13 protein-coding genes are annotated in these 14,642 nt (G+C 70.2%); 8 read left to right on the plus strand and 5 right to left on the minus strand.

Going from position 1 to position 14,642, the window contains the following annotated elements:
• Positions 1-29: 29 nt before the first annotated feature.
• The 3 genes from HJG52_RS04560 to HJG52_RS04570 all read left to right on the plus strand — a co-directional run bounded on the left by HJG52_RS04560 (position 30) and on the right by HJG52_RS04570 (position 1,768).
• Positions 30-803, plus strand: coding sequence for a flavodoxin family protein (locus HJG52_RS04560; RefSeq protein WP_171242316.1), 774 nt, complete (start codon positions 30-32; stop codon positions 801-803).
• Between the two features lie 66 nt (positions 804-869).
• Complete coding sequence (locus HJG52_RS04565) at positions 870-1,211, plus strand: PadR family transcriptional regulator (protein ID WP_171242317.1); 342 nt, start codon at positions 870-872, stop codon at positions 1,209-1,211.
• Positions 1,208-1,768: a hypothetical protein gene (locus tag HJG52_RS04570; protein ID WP_171242318.1), complete on the plus strand. Its 561-nt coding sequence runs from the start codon at positions 1,208-1,210 to the stop codon at positions 1,766-1,768. The genes HJG52_RS04565 and HJG52_RS04570 overlap by 4 nt, the downstream gene beginning before the upstream one ends.
• An 85-nt stretch (positions 1,769-1,853) precedes the next feature.
• Here the strand turns inward: HJG52_RS04570 and HJG52_RS04575 are convergent, their stop codons facing one another.
• Positions 1,854-2,240 carry a HesB/IscA family protein gene (locus tag HJG52_RS04575; RefSeq protein ID WP_171242319.1) on the minus strand — a complete coding sequence of 129 codons (387 nt, stop codon included), beginning with the start codon at positions 2,238-2,240 and terminating at the stop codon, positions 1,854-1,856.
• A gap of 98 nt (positions 2,241-2,338) precedes the next feature.
• The gene (locus HJG52_RS04580) at positions 2,339-3,505 is read right to left on the minus strand and encodes a glycerate kinase (RefSeq protein WP_171242320.1); all 1,167 of its coding nucleotides are present in this window, start codon (positions 3,503-3,505) and stop codon (positions 2,339-2,341) included.
• A gap of 140 nt (positions 3,506-3,645) precedes the next feature.
• Between HJG52_RS04580 and HJG52_RS04585 the strand changes: the two genes are divergently transcribed.
• Together HJG52_RS04585 and HJG52_RS04590 are read left to right on the plus strand one after the other, a co-directional pair.
• Positions 3,646-4,854, plus strand: coding sequence for an extracellular catalytic domain type 1 short-chain-length polyhydroxyalkanoate depolymerase (locus HJG52_RS04585; protein WP_346767566.1), 1,209 nt, complete (start codon positions 3,646-3,648; stop codon positions 4,852-4,854).
• 81 nt (positions 4,855-4,935) lie between these two features.
• Positions 4,936-5,307 carry a VOC family protein gene (locus tag HJG52_RS04590; RefSeq protein ID WP_171242321.1) on the plus strand — a complete coding sequence of 124 codons (372 nt, stop codon included), beginning with the start codon at positions 4,936-4,938 and terminating at the stop codon, positions 5,305-5,307.
• A 17-nt stretch (positions 5,308-5,324) separates the two neighbouring features.
• Here HJG52_RS04590 and HJG52_RS04595 read toward each other — a convergent pair whose 3' ends face one another.
• Complete coding sequence (locus tag HJG52_RS04595) at positions 5,325-6,437, minus strand: alpha/beta hydrolase (RefSeq protein WP_171242322.1); 1,113 nt, start codon at positions 6,435-6,437, stop codon at positions 5,325-5,327.
• Positions 6,438-6,616: 179 nt separating this feature from the next.
• Between HJG52_RS04595 and nadA the strand changes: the two genes are divergently transcribed.
• The 3 genes from nadA to HJG52_RS04610 all read left to right on the plus strand — a co-directional run bounded on the left by nadA (position 6,617) and on the right by HJG52_RS04610 (position 12,286).
• The gene (gene nadA, locus HJG52_RS04600) at positions 6,617-7,813 is read left to right on the plus strand and encodes a quinolinate synthase NadA (RefSeq protein WP_171242323.1); all 1,197 of its coding nucleotides are present in this window, start codon (positions 6,617-6,619) and stop codon (positions 7,811-7,813) included.
• A gap of 718 nt (positions 7,814-8,531) precedes the next feature.
• Entirely contained in the window at positions 8,532-10,943 is a 2,412-nt protein-coding gene (locus HJG52_RS04605) for an HNH endonuclease signature motif containing protein (protein ID WP_171242324.1), read from the plus strand.
• 179 nt (positions 10,944-11,122) lie between these two features.
• Complete coding sequence (locus HJG52_RS04610; RefSeq protein ID WP_171242325.1) at positions 11,123-12,286, plus strand: ScyD/ScyE family protein; 1,164 nt, start codon at positions 11,123-11,125, stop codon at positions 12,284-12,286.
• A gap of 75 nt (positions 12,287-12,361) precedes the next feature.
• Here HJG52_RS04610 and HJG52_RS04615 read toward each other — a convergent pair whose 3' ends face one another.
• Together HJG52_RS04615 and HJG52_RS04620 are read right to left on the minus strand one after the other, a co-directional pair.
• The gene (locus HJG52_RS04615; protein ID WP_171242326.1) at positions 12,362-13,597 is read right to left on the minus strand and encodes a saccharopine dehydrogenase family protein; all 1,236 of its coding nucleotides are present in this window, start codon (positions 13,595-13,597) and stop codon (positions 12,362-12,364) included.
• Positions 13,594-14,622 carry a glutathione S-transferase family protein gene (locus tag HJG52_RS04620; protein ID WP_171242327.1) on the minus strand — a complete coding sequence of 343 codons (1,029 nt, stop codon included), beginning with the start codon at positions 14,620-14,622 and terminating at the stop codon, positions 13,594-13,596. Before HJG52_RS04620 ends, HJG52_RS04615 begins: the two co-directional genes overlap by 4 nt.
• Between the last annotated feature and the right edge of the window lie 20 nt (positions 14,623-14,642).

Genomic DNA, 14,642 nt, shown 5'->3' on the forward strand with positions numbered 1-14,642 from the left:
GCGGCAGCGCTGCGGAGCAGAGTCTGCGCATGAGCGACACCGGGGACCAGGCGGACGAGACCATCGAGACGACGGAGACCGCGGAGGCGGCCATCGCCGAGTTCGACTTCAGCGACCTGCGGGCGACCTTCGTCAACTGCACGCTGAAGCGCTCGCCCGAGGTGAGCAACACCCAGGGCCTCGTCGACGTGAGCGCGGCCATCATGCGCGAGCACGGGGTCGAGGTGCACGAGTACCGCGCGGTCGACCACGAGATCGCCACGGGTGTCTACCTCGACATGACCGAGCACGGCTGGGAACGCGACGAGTGGCCGCTCATCTTCGCCGACATCGTCGAGTCCGACATCCTCGTGGTCGCCGGGCCGATCTGGCTGGGCGACAACTCCAGCGTCACCAAGCAGGTCATCGAGCGGCTGTATGCCGGGTCGGCCATGACCAACGCCGCGGGCCAGTACATCTACTACGGCAAGGTCGGGGGCGCGATCATCACCGGCAACGAGGACGGCATCAAGCACTGCGCGTCCAACATCCTCTACAGCCTCCAGCACATCGGCTACACCATCCCGCCGGGCGCCGACGCCGGCTGGATCGGCGAGGCGGGGCCGGGCCCCTCCTACCTCGACGAGGGCAGCGGCGGCCCGCAGAACGAGTTCACCCGCCGCAACACCACGTTCATGACCTGGAACCTCATGCACCTCGCGGCGATGTTCAAGGAGAACGGCGGCTTCCCGGTCGGCGGCAACCAGCGGGTCGAGTGGGATGCCGGCGTGCACGCCGACGCACCCAACCCGGAGTACCGATAGCACCCGACCACTCCTCGTCACCGCTAGGTACTTGACATCGCCTAGTACCCGGCATACCTTCATGCCATGGCTCACGACCCGCAGATGCTCAAGGGAGTCCTCTCCCTGCTGCTGCTCAGCGTCCTCGTCGACGAACCCGGCTACGGGTACGCGATCGTCACCCGGCTGCGCGATGCCGGGTTCGAGGACCTCGCCGAGGGCACGGTCTACCCGGCCCTCACCCGGCTCGAGTCCGCAGGGCTGCTCGAGTCCTACCTCGAGCGCTCGGCCTCCGGGCCGGCGCGCAAGTACTACCGCACCACCGATGCCGGGCGCGCCGAACTGGCCACCCGCACGGACGCCTGGCGAAACCTCGTCACGGCCGTCGACACCGTCACCAGCACCACCACCCAGGGGGTTTCGTCATGAACATCACCGATCAGCTGCGGATCGAGTCCGCCGTCCTGCGCTACGACTTCTGGCTCGACTACCGCGGGGTTCGCGGCCGCCGGCGCCGCGAGCTGCGGCGCGAACTGCGGGCCAACCTCGCCGAGGCCACCGCGCGTGAGGGCTCGCGGGCCGCGGTGCTCGGCATCGGGTCGCCCAGGGCCATGGCGTATGCCGCGACCGAGGGCGACGCTCGACGCGCGCGGTGGACGTTCGGGGTCGTCTGCGCGGGCGTGGTCTGGTTCACGCTGTCGATGATGTGGCTGTTCTCCGTGATCGGCTTCCTCGATGGCGTGGACGCGAGCGGCGTCGAGGGGCGCGACGTCTCCGGCACGAGCTTTCCGTGGGGCGGCACCGTCTCGGCGCACGTCACCCCGGGGCACGGCGGTCTCAGCCTGTCGGCGACCTACCCGTGGAGCATCCTGGCGCTGGTCGCGCTCACGCTCCTGCTGACCGCGCAGCCCTGGCGCCTGCTCACCGGCCGGCGCCGTGGCGCCCAGGCCGCACCCGCCAAGGCGGTGGCGCAGCGCTCGGCGTGAGCACGCGGCATACCGCCGCTCGCACCACCCGTGGCACGACGAAGCGCCGGGCCCCACGAAAGGGACCCGGCGCTTCGGTGGTGTCTCAGCTGAAGCTGTCGCCGCAGGCGCAGGAGCTGCCCGCGTTGGGGTTGTCGATCGTGAAGCCCTGCTTCTCGATCGTGTCCGCGAAGTCGATGGTCGCGCCATCGAGGTAGGGGCTGCTCATCCGGTCGACGACGACCTCGACACCGTCGAAGTCGCGCACGAGGTCACCGTCGAGGGTGCGCTCGTCGAAGTAGAGCTGGTAGATCAGGCCGGAGCAGCCACCGGGCTGCACGCCGATCCGCAGGCGCAGGTCGTCACGACCCTCCTGCTCGAGCAGCGACTTGACCTTGCCGGCAGCCACGTCGGTGAGCACGACACCGTGCGACTGTTCCTGCGCGGCCTCGGTGGGGGCGGCGGTCGGAGCGGTCTGGTCCTGAACACTCATCGTGATGCGTCCTTGCTGTTGGTGGAGGTCTGCCTCAAGGGCCAACCTGCGGGTGACGCGAATTGTTCCCTCGCGCCTACCTCCACTGTACGTCGTCGCTACCGCCGAGGTGACCAGGTGGCCGCCACCCGGGCGGCGCGGCGGGCCAGCGTGCCGACGGGGTCGGCCATGGCGGCCTCCACCTGCTCAGGCGTCTCGGCCACGGCATACGAACCCGACAGGCCCAGCGTCATGGCCTCGCGGCGCCCCACGAGCGTCTGCCCGGCGATGACGACGCTGGGGGTGGCGGTCTCGAGCGCGAGGGTCGCGACGCCGGCGACGACCTTGCCCTGCAGGCTCTGCCAGTCGAACGAGCCCTCGCCCGTCACCACGAGGTCCGCGGCGGCGAGGAGCTGGCGCAGGCCGACCACGTCGAGCACCTCGGCGACACCGCTGACACGGTGCGCACCGAGCAGGTGCAACGCGTAGCCCAACCCTCCGGCGGCACCCGACCCCGGCTCCTTGTCGAGGCGGCGCGGCTTGCCGGACAGCAGGTCGGTCTGCTCGGGCACGGTGCGCCGGGCGACCTCGACGAACCGGCCGAGCGCCCCTTCGAGCTCCTGGGCGAGCTCGGGCGAGGCGCCCTTCTGCGGCGCGAAGACCGCCGAGGCCCCTTGGAGGCCGAGCAGCGGCGACTCCACGTCGCTGGCCAGGACGAGGTCGATGTCGGCGAACCTGGCGCGCACGGCGTCGATTCCACCCAACGCGTCGTCGCCAATTCCCTTGAGCGGCAAGCCTCCCCGCGCGAGGTCCTCTGCCGCGCCGACACCCAGGGCGGCGAGCATCCCGGCGCCCGCATCGTTGGTGCCGCTGCCGCCGAGGCCGACGACGATGCGGGTCGCACCGGCCTCGAGGGCTGCGTCGAGGAGCTGCCCGACACCCCAGGTGCTGGTGACGGCCGGGTTGCGCTCGTCGGCCGCCAGCAGGTGCAGGCCTGCGGCCTGCGCCGACTCGAGGTATGCCGTGCGGCCCCTTTCGGTGTCCACGAGCAGCACGCCGGCGGGCACCTCGCGGCCCAGCGGGTCGGTGACGGTGACGAAGAGGGTCTCGGACTCGGGCAGGGCGCCCGCGAGGACGTCGACGAAACCGGGGCCGCCGTCCGAGAGCGGCACGACGGTCAGCAGGTCGTCCGGTGCGGACTCACGCCACCCGGTGGCCATGGCCTCGGCTGCCTGCTGCGCGGTGAGGGTGCCGGTGAAGCAGTCGGGGGCGATGACGACGTGCACAGCGGCAGGCTACCGGCGTGTGCCCGCGCCCCACGCGGGCAGCGGACAATCTGGGCGGTCCGGACACATCGGACCGGTGCCGCGGTCGCTAACGTCGCCCGTCCGGGCGTCGACGTCGCCGCCCGGAAGGAGGTGGATCCGTGGTCCTCACCGTGCCGCGCTGGCTGGTCAGCGCCGTGTCACTCGTCCTCGTCGCGGTCGCCGGTCTGGTCGCCTACGACGTCGCGACGGCGCGCCCCGCGCGGGCGGCGGCGCTCGCCCCGGTCGCGTCGTTCGGCTCCAACCCCGGGGCCCTGACGATGTATGCCTACCGGCCGGACGGGTTACCTGCGGGCGCGCCGCTGGTGGTGGCGTTGCACGGGTGCACCCAGGACGCGACCACCTTCTTCTCCGGTTCGGGTTGGCGCGAGCTGGCGGAGCGGCGCGGGTTCGCCCTGGTGCTGCCGCAGCAGTCGACGTCGAACAACTCCAGCAAGTGCTTCAACTGGTTCGAGCCCGGTGACACGACCCGCGGCCAGGGTGAGGCCGCGTCGATCCGCTCGATGGTGGGGTATGCCGTCTCGACGTGGGGGCTGGACGCGTCCCGGGTCTACGTGACGGGTCTCTCGGCGGGTGGGGCGATGTCCGCGGTGATGCTCGCGACCTACCCAGACACCTTCGCGGCCGGGTCGATCGACGCCGGCCTCCCCTACCGGTGCGCCACGAGTTCCCTCCAGGCGTACTCGTGCATGAACCCCGGCGTCGACAAGTCCCCGACCGCGTGGGGCGACCTCGTGCGCGCCGCCTATCCGGGGTACACCGGCCCGCGACCGCGCGTGGCCATCTGGCAGGGGCAGTCCGACACGACCGTGGCACCGGCGAACGGGGTCGAGCTGCGTGACCAGTTCACCGACGTCCTCGGCGTCGCGCAGACACCGACGGCGACCGGGACGGTCGGTCCGGCGAGCTGGGAGGCCTACGGGGACAACGCTGTTCGGCTCTACAAGGTGGCTGGCATGGGCCATGGCACACCAGTCGACCCCGGCGCAGCCGAGGACCAGTGCGGTACCTCCGGTGCCTACTTCATCGACACTGTCTGCGCGGCATACCACGACGTCGCCTTCTTCGGGCTCGGCCAGGGCACGCCTCCTCCGACGACGACCACGAGCACTACTCCCCCGCCCACCACGACAACTCCGCCGCCGGCATGCATCACCGCGAGCAACTACGCACACGTCCAGGCCGGACGGGCGTACCAGTCCGGCGGGTACGCCTACGCGCTCGGCTCCAACCAGAACCTCGGGCTCTACAACACGTACTACACGGCCACGCTGCACGAGACCTCGCCCGGCTACTGGGAACGCTGTTGACCTCTGGCGTGTCGAGCACTGCCCTCGACAGACTGGGCGCGACCACGGCTCGCCCGGGCCGGGCAGGCGAAAGGGACCGCAATGCCGCACGGTGACATCACGCACATCGACATCCCGGTGACCGACATGGATCGCGCCAAGGGCTTCTACTCGGGCTTGTTCGGCTGGGAGATCGCTGCTCCGCCCGGCTACGAGGACTACCCGATGTGGCGCGCGCCCAACCAGATCAGCGGTGGCGGACTCGCTCCCAGGGCGGAGGGTTTCGAGACGCCCCGGTCCTACGTCGAGGTGGACTCCATCGACGACGCGGTGGCGAAGGCGAAGGACAGCGGCGGGACGGTGGTCATGGAGAAGTCACCGATCAGCGAGACGAGTTGGTATGCCGTCATCGCCGACCCCGACGGCAACAACATCGGTCTCTACGAGGGTGTGACCGAGGTGTCCGAGCAGTAGCACCCTCGAGATGACGGTCATTGCGGGGCGAACCCGGGCACGCTGCGCCCCAACCAGCGCAGGGCCGCTGGCAGCTCGTTCGCCCACAGCTGCTCGCGGTGGCCGCCGGTCTTGAGCAGGAGGGTCGTGACGGACAGCGGAGGGCGCACCTGACGGAGGAAGGCCGCCGTCGGCGGGTAGGAGTAGCCGTCCCGCTTACTCGACTGCACCCACATCGCGAGGGCCGGTGGATGCGTTCGGGCCAGCCGGACGAGGTTGTACCGACTGGGGGTCGACCGCCCGAACGGCCGGTAGTGGTCGGTGAACTCGGGCGCGCAGGTTCCGCTGAACACCAGGGAGCCGCCGAAGACGGACGGGTGCAGCATCCCGGTCATGGCGGCGCACCAGCCACCCTCGGAGTACCCGGCCACGGCCCACGACGAGCGTTCGGTGCGCACCCGGAAATGCGTCGCGACGAAGTTCGGCACGTCGACGCCGAGCCAGGTCTCGACCTGGGGCGTCCCGGCCGGACCGTTGACGCACTCGCCGTCCACGCCCATCGGCACGTTGCCCTGGGGCAGCACGACCACCGCCGGCGCGACGACGTGGGCGGCCACCTGGGCGTCGAGCGTCTGCTGCAGGTTCATCCCCGTCAGCCACGACTGCGGGCTGCCCGGGAAGCCGTGCAGGGCTTCGATCACGGGGTAACGCGTGGGTCGCTTCGCGTCGTAGCCACGGGGCAGGAGCACGTCGACCTGGCCGCGCACGTGACTGCGCGAACCGTTGACTACGTAGATCTGCAGGCGCCCGGACGACCTGAGCGCCGGCAGGATCGACGGGGTGCGGGCGAGCGGGCTGGCCATGCCGTGGCTCGCGGCGGCACGCGCCGACGCCCCATGGTGGGTGACCGTGACGGCGGAGCTGGCTCCCGCGAGGTCGGACCAGCTGACGTAGAAGTCGAAATGGTCGTTGACCAGGGTGCCGACCAGGCCGACGACGACTAGGTTGAGAACCACGAGGCCCGTGCCCCTCGCCGCAATGGCCGCCCACCGGCTGCGCACCCACGGGATTCCCGCCGCCAGGAACACGAACAGCCCCAGAGCGACCACCGCCAGCACCACCGGCAGCGCGGCGCCGGTCAGCGACATCATCGCCCGCCTGCCGACCACTGGCCGGACATCCACAGGCGCGATGGGCGGTTCGCCAGGTCGCCGGTGCTACCGGTCCTGCTCATGGGGCCAGTGTCCGAGTGCCTGCTCCGAGCGGGCCGGGAGCGGGCTGCGAGTTGCCTGTGAGGCACCTGCCCGAGCCCACGGCATACGATCGGCACGTGAGCACCACGACGGACAGTCCGCGCAACGCCCCGCTGCCCCTGCTGGTCCTCGGCCAGGGGACCGACCTGCGCACCGAGCGCGGCGTGGAGTGTCCGGGCGACCTGCCGGCACCCTCAGACCCGGACCTCGTCGCGCGAGCCCGTGCGGCCAAGGAGGCGTTGGGCGACAAGGTGTTCGTGCTCGGTCACCACTACCAGCGCGACGAAGTCATCGAGTTCGCCGACGTCACCGGGGACTCGTTCAAGCTCGCCAAGGATGCAGCCGCCCGGCCCGACGCGCCGTACATCGTGTTCTGCGGCGTGCACTTCATGGCGGAGTCGGCGGACATCCTCACCAGCGACTCGCAGACGGTGGTGCTGCCGGACCTCGCGGCCGGGTGCTCGATGGCCGACATGGCCGCGATCGCGCAGGTCGAGGACGCGTGGGAGGACCTCGTCGCGGCGGGCGTCGCCGAGCGCACCGTGCCAGTGACGTACATGAACTCCTCGGCGGCGATCAAGGCGTTCACCGGGCGGCACGGCGGGACCATCTGCACGTCGTCCAACGCCAAGACCGCCCTCACCTGGGCACTGGACCAGGCAGGTGATGGCGGCAAGGTGCTGTTCCTGCCCGACCAGCATCTCGGACGCAACACCTACGTGCGCGATCTCGGTGGGGCGCTTGAGGATTGCGTCGTCTGGGACCCGCACAGGCCGAACGGTGGGCTCACCCCCGAGGAGCTCGAATCGGCGACCATGCTGCTGTGGCGCGGGCACTGCTCCGTGCACGGGCGGTTCACCCTCGAAGCAGTCGAGCAGGCCCGCCGCGAGATCCCCGACGTCAAGGTCATCGTCCACCCGGAGTGCCGGCATGAGGTCGTCGAGGTGGCCGACGAGGTGGGGTCGACCGAGAAGATCATCAAGACCATCGCCGCCGCGCCGGCCGGCACCAAGTGGGTCGTCGGCACCGAGCTCAACCTCGTCAAGCGGCTCGCGGCGCAGTTCCCCGAGCAGTCGATCGCCTTCCTGGAGAAGAACGTCTGCTACTGCTCCACCATGAACCGCATCGACCTCCCCCACCTCGTCTGGGCACTCGAGTCCCTCGTCGAGGGGCGCGTCGTCAATCCGATCCGGGTCGACGACGAGGTCGCGCGGTACGCGCGGGTCGCGCTCGACCAGATGTTGGCTCTGCCCGGGGAGACGCACAAGGACTGAGCCCGCGCGGCGTGCCGTCGTGGGACATCGGTATGCCGCGGGGCTTGGTTTTGCTCGCGACTTGCCGTTCGCGTACGGGCTCGTTCGGGCTCGTTCGGGCTGGTTGTCAGACGCTGGCGACGCCCGAGGCGGTCTTGATGGCTCCCTGGGTCCGTCGCCTTCGCGATCGGTGGGGAGACAGGCGCTTTGGACGGGCGGGCTGTCGTGGAGCGGTGTCGCGATTGCGTCGCCTTGACGCTCGGGCATGACGCGGGACGCTCGGATGAAGGGCTTGGTCGTGGGCCGGCCTCGCTGTCTGCTGCTCGTGCGACCGCTTGGCACACAAGCGCTTTGGACGGACTATCCGGGGGGTCTGCCCGGATTTGTCGCCTTGTCATCGGCCAGGCAAAAGTCGCTGGGACGAATGGCTAGGTCTTGGGGTCGGTTTCGTCGACGGGCCGCTCGTGCGATCGCTTGGCACACGGGGCCTTCGGTTGGGGAGTCGTCGCGGGCCTCGTCGCCTTGATGTGGTCGCTTTGGTGTGGCCGTGAGCGACGTCGCGACCCGTGCACGATCTGCCGCCTCGTCGGTCTGGACCACCCTTTGCCGACGGCGCGATGCGCCAGTCACTTCCGCTTCAGGACCACCTGGCGCTTGTGAACGAACTCTCTTGGAAACAAACAGGATTCGGTGTGGACAAGTCTTGTCGGTGTGGGTGGGTTCAAGTACAATCGAACACATGATCGATATCGTGGAGCTGTTGCGGACGGTGAGCGCTGACGCTGCCCGTCTGGCGGATGCTCCACGGCGTGCGTCGATCGATGACTTCGTCCAGCTGGTCGGCGACATGCAGCGCCTGATCAGCACCGCGCAAGCCGTGCAGACCCTGGCGATCGCGAACGTGTCCGCGATCGAGGACGTCGTCGACCCGGGTACCGGTGAGGTGGTCGAGCAGTTCCGCGGGTACGAACACCATCGCATGGACACGCCCGGGTTGGTCAGTGACGAGCTGGGCCTGACCGCCCTGGGCGCCGACACCAAGGTCACGCAGGCGGCGGACCTGGCCGCGCGGTACCCGGTGGTGCTGGAAGCGATGGGGCAGGGGCGGATCGATGCCTACCGGGCTGGAATCATCGTCACTGAACTGCGCGATGCACCCGCCGATGCCGTCGAGGCGGTGCTGGTCAAAGTCGAGCCCTACCTCGGCAAGGAGACCGGTGGCCGGTTGCGGCAACGCGTGCGCCGCGTCCTGGGGCAGGTGGCTGCGGAGTTCCTGCGGCAGAAGGCCGTCCAAGCGCGTAAGGAGCGGTCGCTGCAGCGCTGGCCTGGTGACGGGCCTGGGGTCGACACCTGGGTCGCGTCGTTGCCGGCAGAGCAGTCGCAGAAGGCGTGGTCCGCGATCGACTCCCTCGCCCGCGAGTACGTGCGCGCCGGACACAACACGTGCATCGAGCAGGCCCGGGCGGACGCGATGCTCGCGTTCATCGACGGCAACGCCCGCGCCGAGTACGTCATCCAAGTCGCCGTGCCCGAGTCCCGCCTTCATGGCTCACTGGAGGGCCTGACCACGCCGAAGCCACAGCACCAGACCAACGACCGGCAGAACGCCATGGCGGGCGCGAGCATCCCAGTGACCGGTGCCGGCGACGCATCCAGCGCAGCTCTTGCCGGTCTGGCTGACCTCGGCACCGGTGGCTCCAAGGGCGACACAGTCACCCCGACCGCGGCACAGTTCGAGCGCGTTGGCCGTGCCGATGAGTCAGCCGTCGAAACCGGGGCGCCACCCACGGCGGTCAACACGGCCGACCTCGACGCGTGGGTGCGTCAAGTGCTGCGCGACACCGGAATCGGCCACGCCTGCACCGGCAGCAGGCCCCCCATACCCGTAGGACTCCCAATACGGACAATCCCCGACGACCGGAACATCGACGGGCAGGGCAGCCCAGGCAACACCATCGGCAACCACACCACCGACAGCGAAGGCGAAGTCGAGGTCAAGGGCAAGGTCGAGGTCAAGGGCAAAGGCCGCAAGAGGAAGAAGCTGCGTGCCGCCGACCCGAGTGCACCCGCGACCGCAGATGGTCGACCGGTGGCCTTGCCGGCGCTGGCTCCTCGGCGGGTGCGGATCGACATCCTGCCCTGCGACGAGTCGACCGGCGCCTACACCTCCACCCCGGTCAGCAGCTGGACCATCACCCCCACCGGTCAGGACAAGACCCGTGGCAGCGACCACGCCACCGCAAGGGCAGCCACCAGCCGCAACGGAAACGCGAGCTCGACAGGAACGGCGGACATGGCCGGGCTCACCGGGGTCCCGGGCACCTCAGGGATGACAGGCAATGCCGAGAACGCGGGCTCGACGGGCAACGTGGGCTCGACTGGAAACGCGGGCCTGGCTGACGCGCAGAAGGCCAACGACTCGAGTGACGCGAACGATGCAAGCTACGCGGGTCGCGTCGGCGGAGCCTTCGCCGCCGCGGTCGTGCGGCGGTGCGCGGTCCCGGAACCGGTCGTGATCGGGTACCGGCCCACCGAAGCCATGATCCGCACCGTCAAAGCCAGGGACGGACACTGCCGGTTCCCCGGCTGCACCGTCGCCGCCACGTTCTGCGACCTCGACCACGTCACCCCCTGGCGTGAAGGGTCCACCCTGACCCGGGTGAGCAACCTGATCTGCCTGTGCCGACGACACCACCGCACCAAACAACTCCGCCGCTGGTCCGTACGCATGCTCCCCGGCGCCGTCGTCGAATGGACCGACCCCACCGGCCGCACCCGAACCACCCACCCGGTCAACCACCTGGACCCCGACCCCGAACCCTGGCTCGACCCCACCGGCCGACCCCTCGCTGACGACACCGGCGCTGCAACAGACCGCCCGGTCGAGCTCCCCTCCGCGCTCGAGGACAACTTCGAGTACCTGATCGACAGGTTCTACGCCGACACCGGCACCCCCGCCGCGCGCATTTCGTTCGGACCAACCCCGAGACCACCCCGCAGCCCCGGCTGTGACTTCCACACCGGCAACCCGCACCTCACCGCCCAGCGGCGCAGCCGCCCATGCCACTTCCCCGACACCAAGCCCAGCAAGCAGGTAACCACCCACGACGGCCGGCACCAAGCAGACGACTACCCGCCGCCGCCCTTCTGACCACGCCCCCAAGAAACCAGCTATGCGACATACCGGGTGATCACTGCCAATCCGGCACGAATCACTCACGGACACAACGGATTTCGCCTACGCCTCTTGGCCGATTCACAACCCCACGACGAGCGAGGACACTGACTGCTGGTTGCAGGGACATCTCATCACGCACGCTCGGAGGGGTCATGCCAGCCAACCCACTACGCCGCAGAACCAGCCACACCCGTCGACCATCCCGCGCCGCCCTCGCTCTGGGCGCCACGGCTGCACTCACCGCCCTCGCGGCCCTCCCCGCCTCAGCCGCAACGGCCCTTAACGCCGCCTCCGGACCGACCGTCGTCGCCTCCGGACTCGACAACCCGCGCCAGCTCGCCGTCACCGCCTCCGGTGACGTCTACGTCGCCGAAGCCGGCCGCGGCGGCGCCGGCCCGTGCCACGCGGGTCCCGAGGGAGAGTCCTGCTTCGGCACCACCGGCGCCGTGACGGTCGCACCACGACACGGCACCCAGCACCGCATCGTCACCGGGCTCCCGTCGATGGCGGCACCAGACGGATCCGGCGCCATCGGCCCCAGCGACGTCGAACCGGTCGGCAGCGGCCAGGCCCTGGTCCTCATCGGCCTCGGCGCCAACCCCGGCCTGCGCGACACCCTCCCCGCCGCCGGCCGCAAGCTCGCCACCCTCCAGCTCGTCGGCCCGGGCAACAGCAGCAAGACGCTGTCCGACCTCGGCGCCTTCGAGGCGCGCACCAACCCCATCCACGACCCGGACAGCAACCCAGTCTCGATCGCCAAGGACGGCAACGGATTCATGATCGCGGACGCCGGCGGCAACACGGTGGTCCGCACCGACCGGCTGGGCAAGTCATCCACTGTGGCCGTGTTCGACGACCAGCTCGCCACCGCACCACCGTTCCTCGGCCTGCCACCCGGGACCAAGATGCCCGCCCAGGCCGTGCCGACCGCAGCAGCCAAGGGGCCCGACGGCGCCTGGTACGTCAGCCAGCTCACCGGGTTCCCCTTCGAGCCGGGCCTGGCGAAGATCTACCGAGTCGTTCCCGGGCACGCACCGACCGTCTACGCCAGTGGGCTGACCAACGTCACCTCGCTCGCGTGGTCACCCAGCGGCCACCTGTATGCCGTCCAGATCGCCGACGGTGGTCTGCTCGCCTCCGAGGGGCTGCCGATGGGGTCACTGCTGCGGATCACCCCCGGCGCCAGCTCGCACACGGCGGTCGCCGGCCCGCTGCCTGCCCCCTACGGCGTCGCGATCTCGGGCAGCTCGGCCTACGTGTCCACCTGCGCGGTCTGCCCCGGCGGTGGACGGGTCATGCGAATCCCGTTGTCCTGAAGGGCGTTCGAAAGCAGATTGGCCGGATTGGGCTGGCTGGCGCGGCGGCGGGACGCGTCAGCCAGCCCACACCGTTCAGGCGGTCAGCTCCTCCACCGCGAGCGTCAGCCCCGCGGCGCGCAAGCGTTCGACGAGCACGTCACCCATGGCGGTTGCGGGCGTCAGCACACCTGCGACCGCCGGGAGCCGCTCCCCGTCCAGTGCCAACGCAAGAGCCGACTCTCCCAGCATCACGGCCGTCGCGGCATACCCGGGGTCACCCTGTCCGGCCACGGTCGACAGATAGCGCCGCCCCGACGAGGTGGTCGTCCGGATCTTCATCTGGAACCACCCGGCAGCCCGCGCCTCCTCGCTCGGCCCCTCCCCCGGCTTCGGCGCGAACCGGTCGATGACCGGACGCGTCCGCTCGTTCGCCATGCCTGCCATGGCCGCACCCAGCGCCGCGGTCATCGCGAGCGCCCGCAGCCGCCCCTTCACCCCGCGACCGTATGCCGCGAGCTCCCGGTAGCGGAACCGTCGCCCATACGCGTGGCCGGCAAGTGCGTTGCTACGTCTCACGATTCGCGTGTTGAAGGCGGCCATGACGAACGGTCCCACCCACTGACCGGTGTCCGCGTCCACGAACACCGACCGGTTGTCCCTCTCCGACCCGAGGTCGGGTTCGGACGCACGGTCGGGACTCACGGCATACGGGTCGAGGACGACCTTCATGAGCGAACGGTCGGCCATCACGGCGTCGACCTGTGTGCGCGACGAGTCGATCGTGCCACCGGAGAAGCCGCCCTTCATCCGGGCCAGCAGGGTCGTGTCGCCCAGGTCGCCGGCACCGTCGGCCTCCGCCCGCTCGTGCAGCAGGAGGACGCCCAGGTCGGACGGGATCGAGTCGTAGCCACACGCGTTGACGATGCGCGCGCCACTCGCCAGCGCCGTCCGGTGCAGCTCGTCGGCGAGCCGGCGCACGAACAGCACCTCGCCGGTGAGGTCTGCGTAGTGGGTCCCTGCCTCGGCGCACGCCCGGGCCAGCGGCAGTCCGTACTTGAGGTAGGGCCCGACGGTCGTCACGACGGCGGTCGTCGAGGCCGCCAGGTCCGCCAAGGCCTTCGCGTCCGCCGCATCCGCCACCAGCACCGGCCACTCCCGCGCCGCACCCGGGAGCCCCGCACGCACGGCCTCGAGCCGCTCCCGCGACCGCCCGGCCAACGCGATCCGCGCCCCGGCGGGTGCGTGTTCGGCGAGGTAACCCGCGAGCAGCTTGCCCACGAAACCGGTCGCCCCGAAGACGACGAGGTCGTGCTCGCGCAGGGTGCTCATGCCCCGTGACCCTCGGGAACGACCTCGGCCGCCGGCGGCGGCCCGGGTGCTGTGCCGTCACCGAACGGCCGACCGCCCAGCTCCTCCCGACCGTGGGGGGTCAGCCAGCCGGACAGGTCGGGGCCGAGCGGCACGATCCCCGTCGGGTTGATGTCGCGGTGCACGACGTAGTAGTGCTGTTTGATCTGCACGAAGTCCGTGGTGTCTCCGAACCCCGGCGTCTGGAACAGGTCCCGCGCATACGCCCACAGCACCGGCAGCTCGGTCAGCTTGGACCGGTTGCACTTGAAGTGCCCGTGGTAGACCGGGTCGAACCGCGCCAAGGTGGTGAAGAGCCGCACGTCCGCCTCGGTGATGGTGTCGCCCATGAGGAAACGCCTGGTCGCCAGCCGCTCCTCGAGCCAGTTGAGCGCGTCCCACAGCCGGCGGTATGCCGCGTCGTAGGACTCCTGCTCACCGGCGAACCCGCAGCGGTACACACCGTTGTTGACCTCGCGGTAGACCCGGTCCATCACCTCGGTCATCTCGTCGCGCAACGCCTCCGGGTAGAGGTCGGGCGCACCCTCGCGGTGAAACGCAGTCCACTGCGTGGAGAAGTCGAGGGTGATCTGGGCGAAGTCGTTCGTGACCACCTCACCGCTGGTCTCCTCGACGATCGCCGGCACGGTGATCCCGCGCGGGTACCCCGGGAACCGCTTCTCGTATGCGTCCTTGAGCCGCGGGATGCCGAGCACCGGGTCGATGCCGCCGGGGTCGAGGTCGAACGTCCAGCTGTCCTGGTCGTGGGTCGGCCCGCAGAGCCCGAGCGAGATCGCGTCCTCGAGCCCGAGCAGCCGTCGCACGATGAGGGTGCGGTTCGCCCACGGGCACGCACGCGCCGCCACGAGGCGGTAGCGACCCGCCTCGACCGGCCACTGGCGGGCACCGTCGCCGTCGGGTCCGTCCTGCGGGTCCGCGACGATCCGGTCGGTGATGTAGTTGGTGTCTCGTTCGAAGGACTTCTCGACGTAGGTCTGCTGCGCCATGCCTCCGAACCTACCCGCCG

Source organism: Knoellia koreensis (genome assembly GCF_013041615.1).
GTDB classification, from domain to species: domain Bacteria; phylum Actinomycetota; class Actinomycetes; order Actinomycetales; family Dermatophilaceae; genus Pedococcus; species Pedococcus koreensis.

Excerpts from the sequence above, each read along its gene's own strand:
- HJG52_RS04560 (WP_171242316.1), top strand. The coding sequence starts at position 30 with ATGAGCGACACCGGGGACCAGGCGGACGAGACCATCGAGACGACGGAG.
- HJG52_RS04565 (WP_171242317.1), top strand. The coding sequence starts at position 870 with ATGGCTCACGACCCGCAGATGCTCAAGGGAGTCCTCTCCCTGCTGCTG.
- HJG52_RS04570 (WP_171242318.1), top strand. The coding sequence starts at position 1,208 with ATGAACATCACCGATCAGCTGCGGATCGAGTCCGCCGTCCTGCGCTAC.
- HJG52_RS04575 (WP_171242319.1), bottom strand. The coding sequence starts at position 2,240 with ATGAGTGTTCAGGACCAGACCGCTCCGACCGCCGCCCCCACCGAGGCC.
- HJG52_RS04590 (WP_171242321.1), top strand. The coding sequence starts at position 4,936 with ATGCCGCACGGTGACATCACGCACATCGACATCCCGGTGACCGACATG.
- HJG52_RS04595 (WP_171242322.1), bottom strand. The coding sequence starts at position 6,437 with ATGATGTCGCTGACCGGCGCCGCGCTGCCGGTGGTGCTGGCGGTGGTC.
- HJG52_RS04605 (WP_171242324.1), top strand. The coding sequence starts at position 8,532 with ATGATCGATATCGTGGAGCTGTTGCGGACGGTGAGCGCTGACGCTGCC.
- HJG52_RS04610 (WP_171242325.1), top strand. The coding sequence starts at position 11,123 with ATGCCAGCCAACCCACTACGCCGCAGAACCAGCCACACCCGTCGACCA.
- HJG52_RS04615 (WP_171242326.1), bottom strand. The coding sequence starts at position 13,597 with ATGAGCACCCTGCGCGAGCACGACCTCGTCGTCTTCGGGGCGACCGGT.
- HJG52_RS04620 (WP_171242327.1), bottom strand. The coding sequence starts at position 14,622 with ATGGCGCAGCAGACCTACGTCGAGAAGTCCTTCGAACGAGACACCAAC.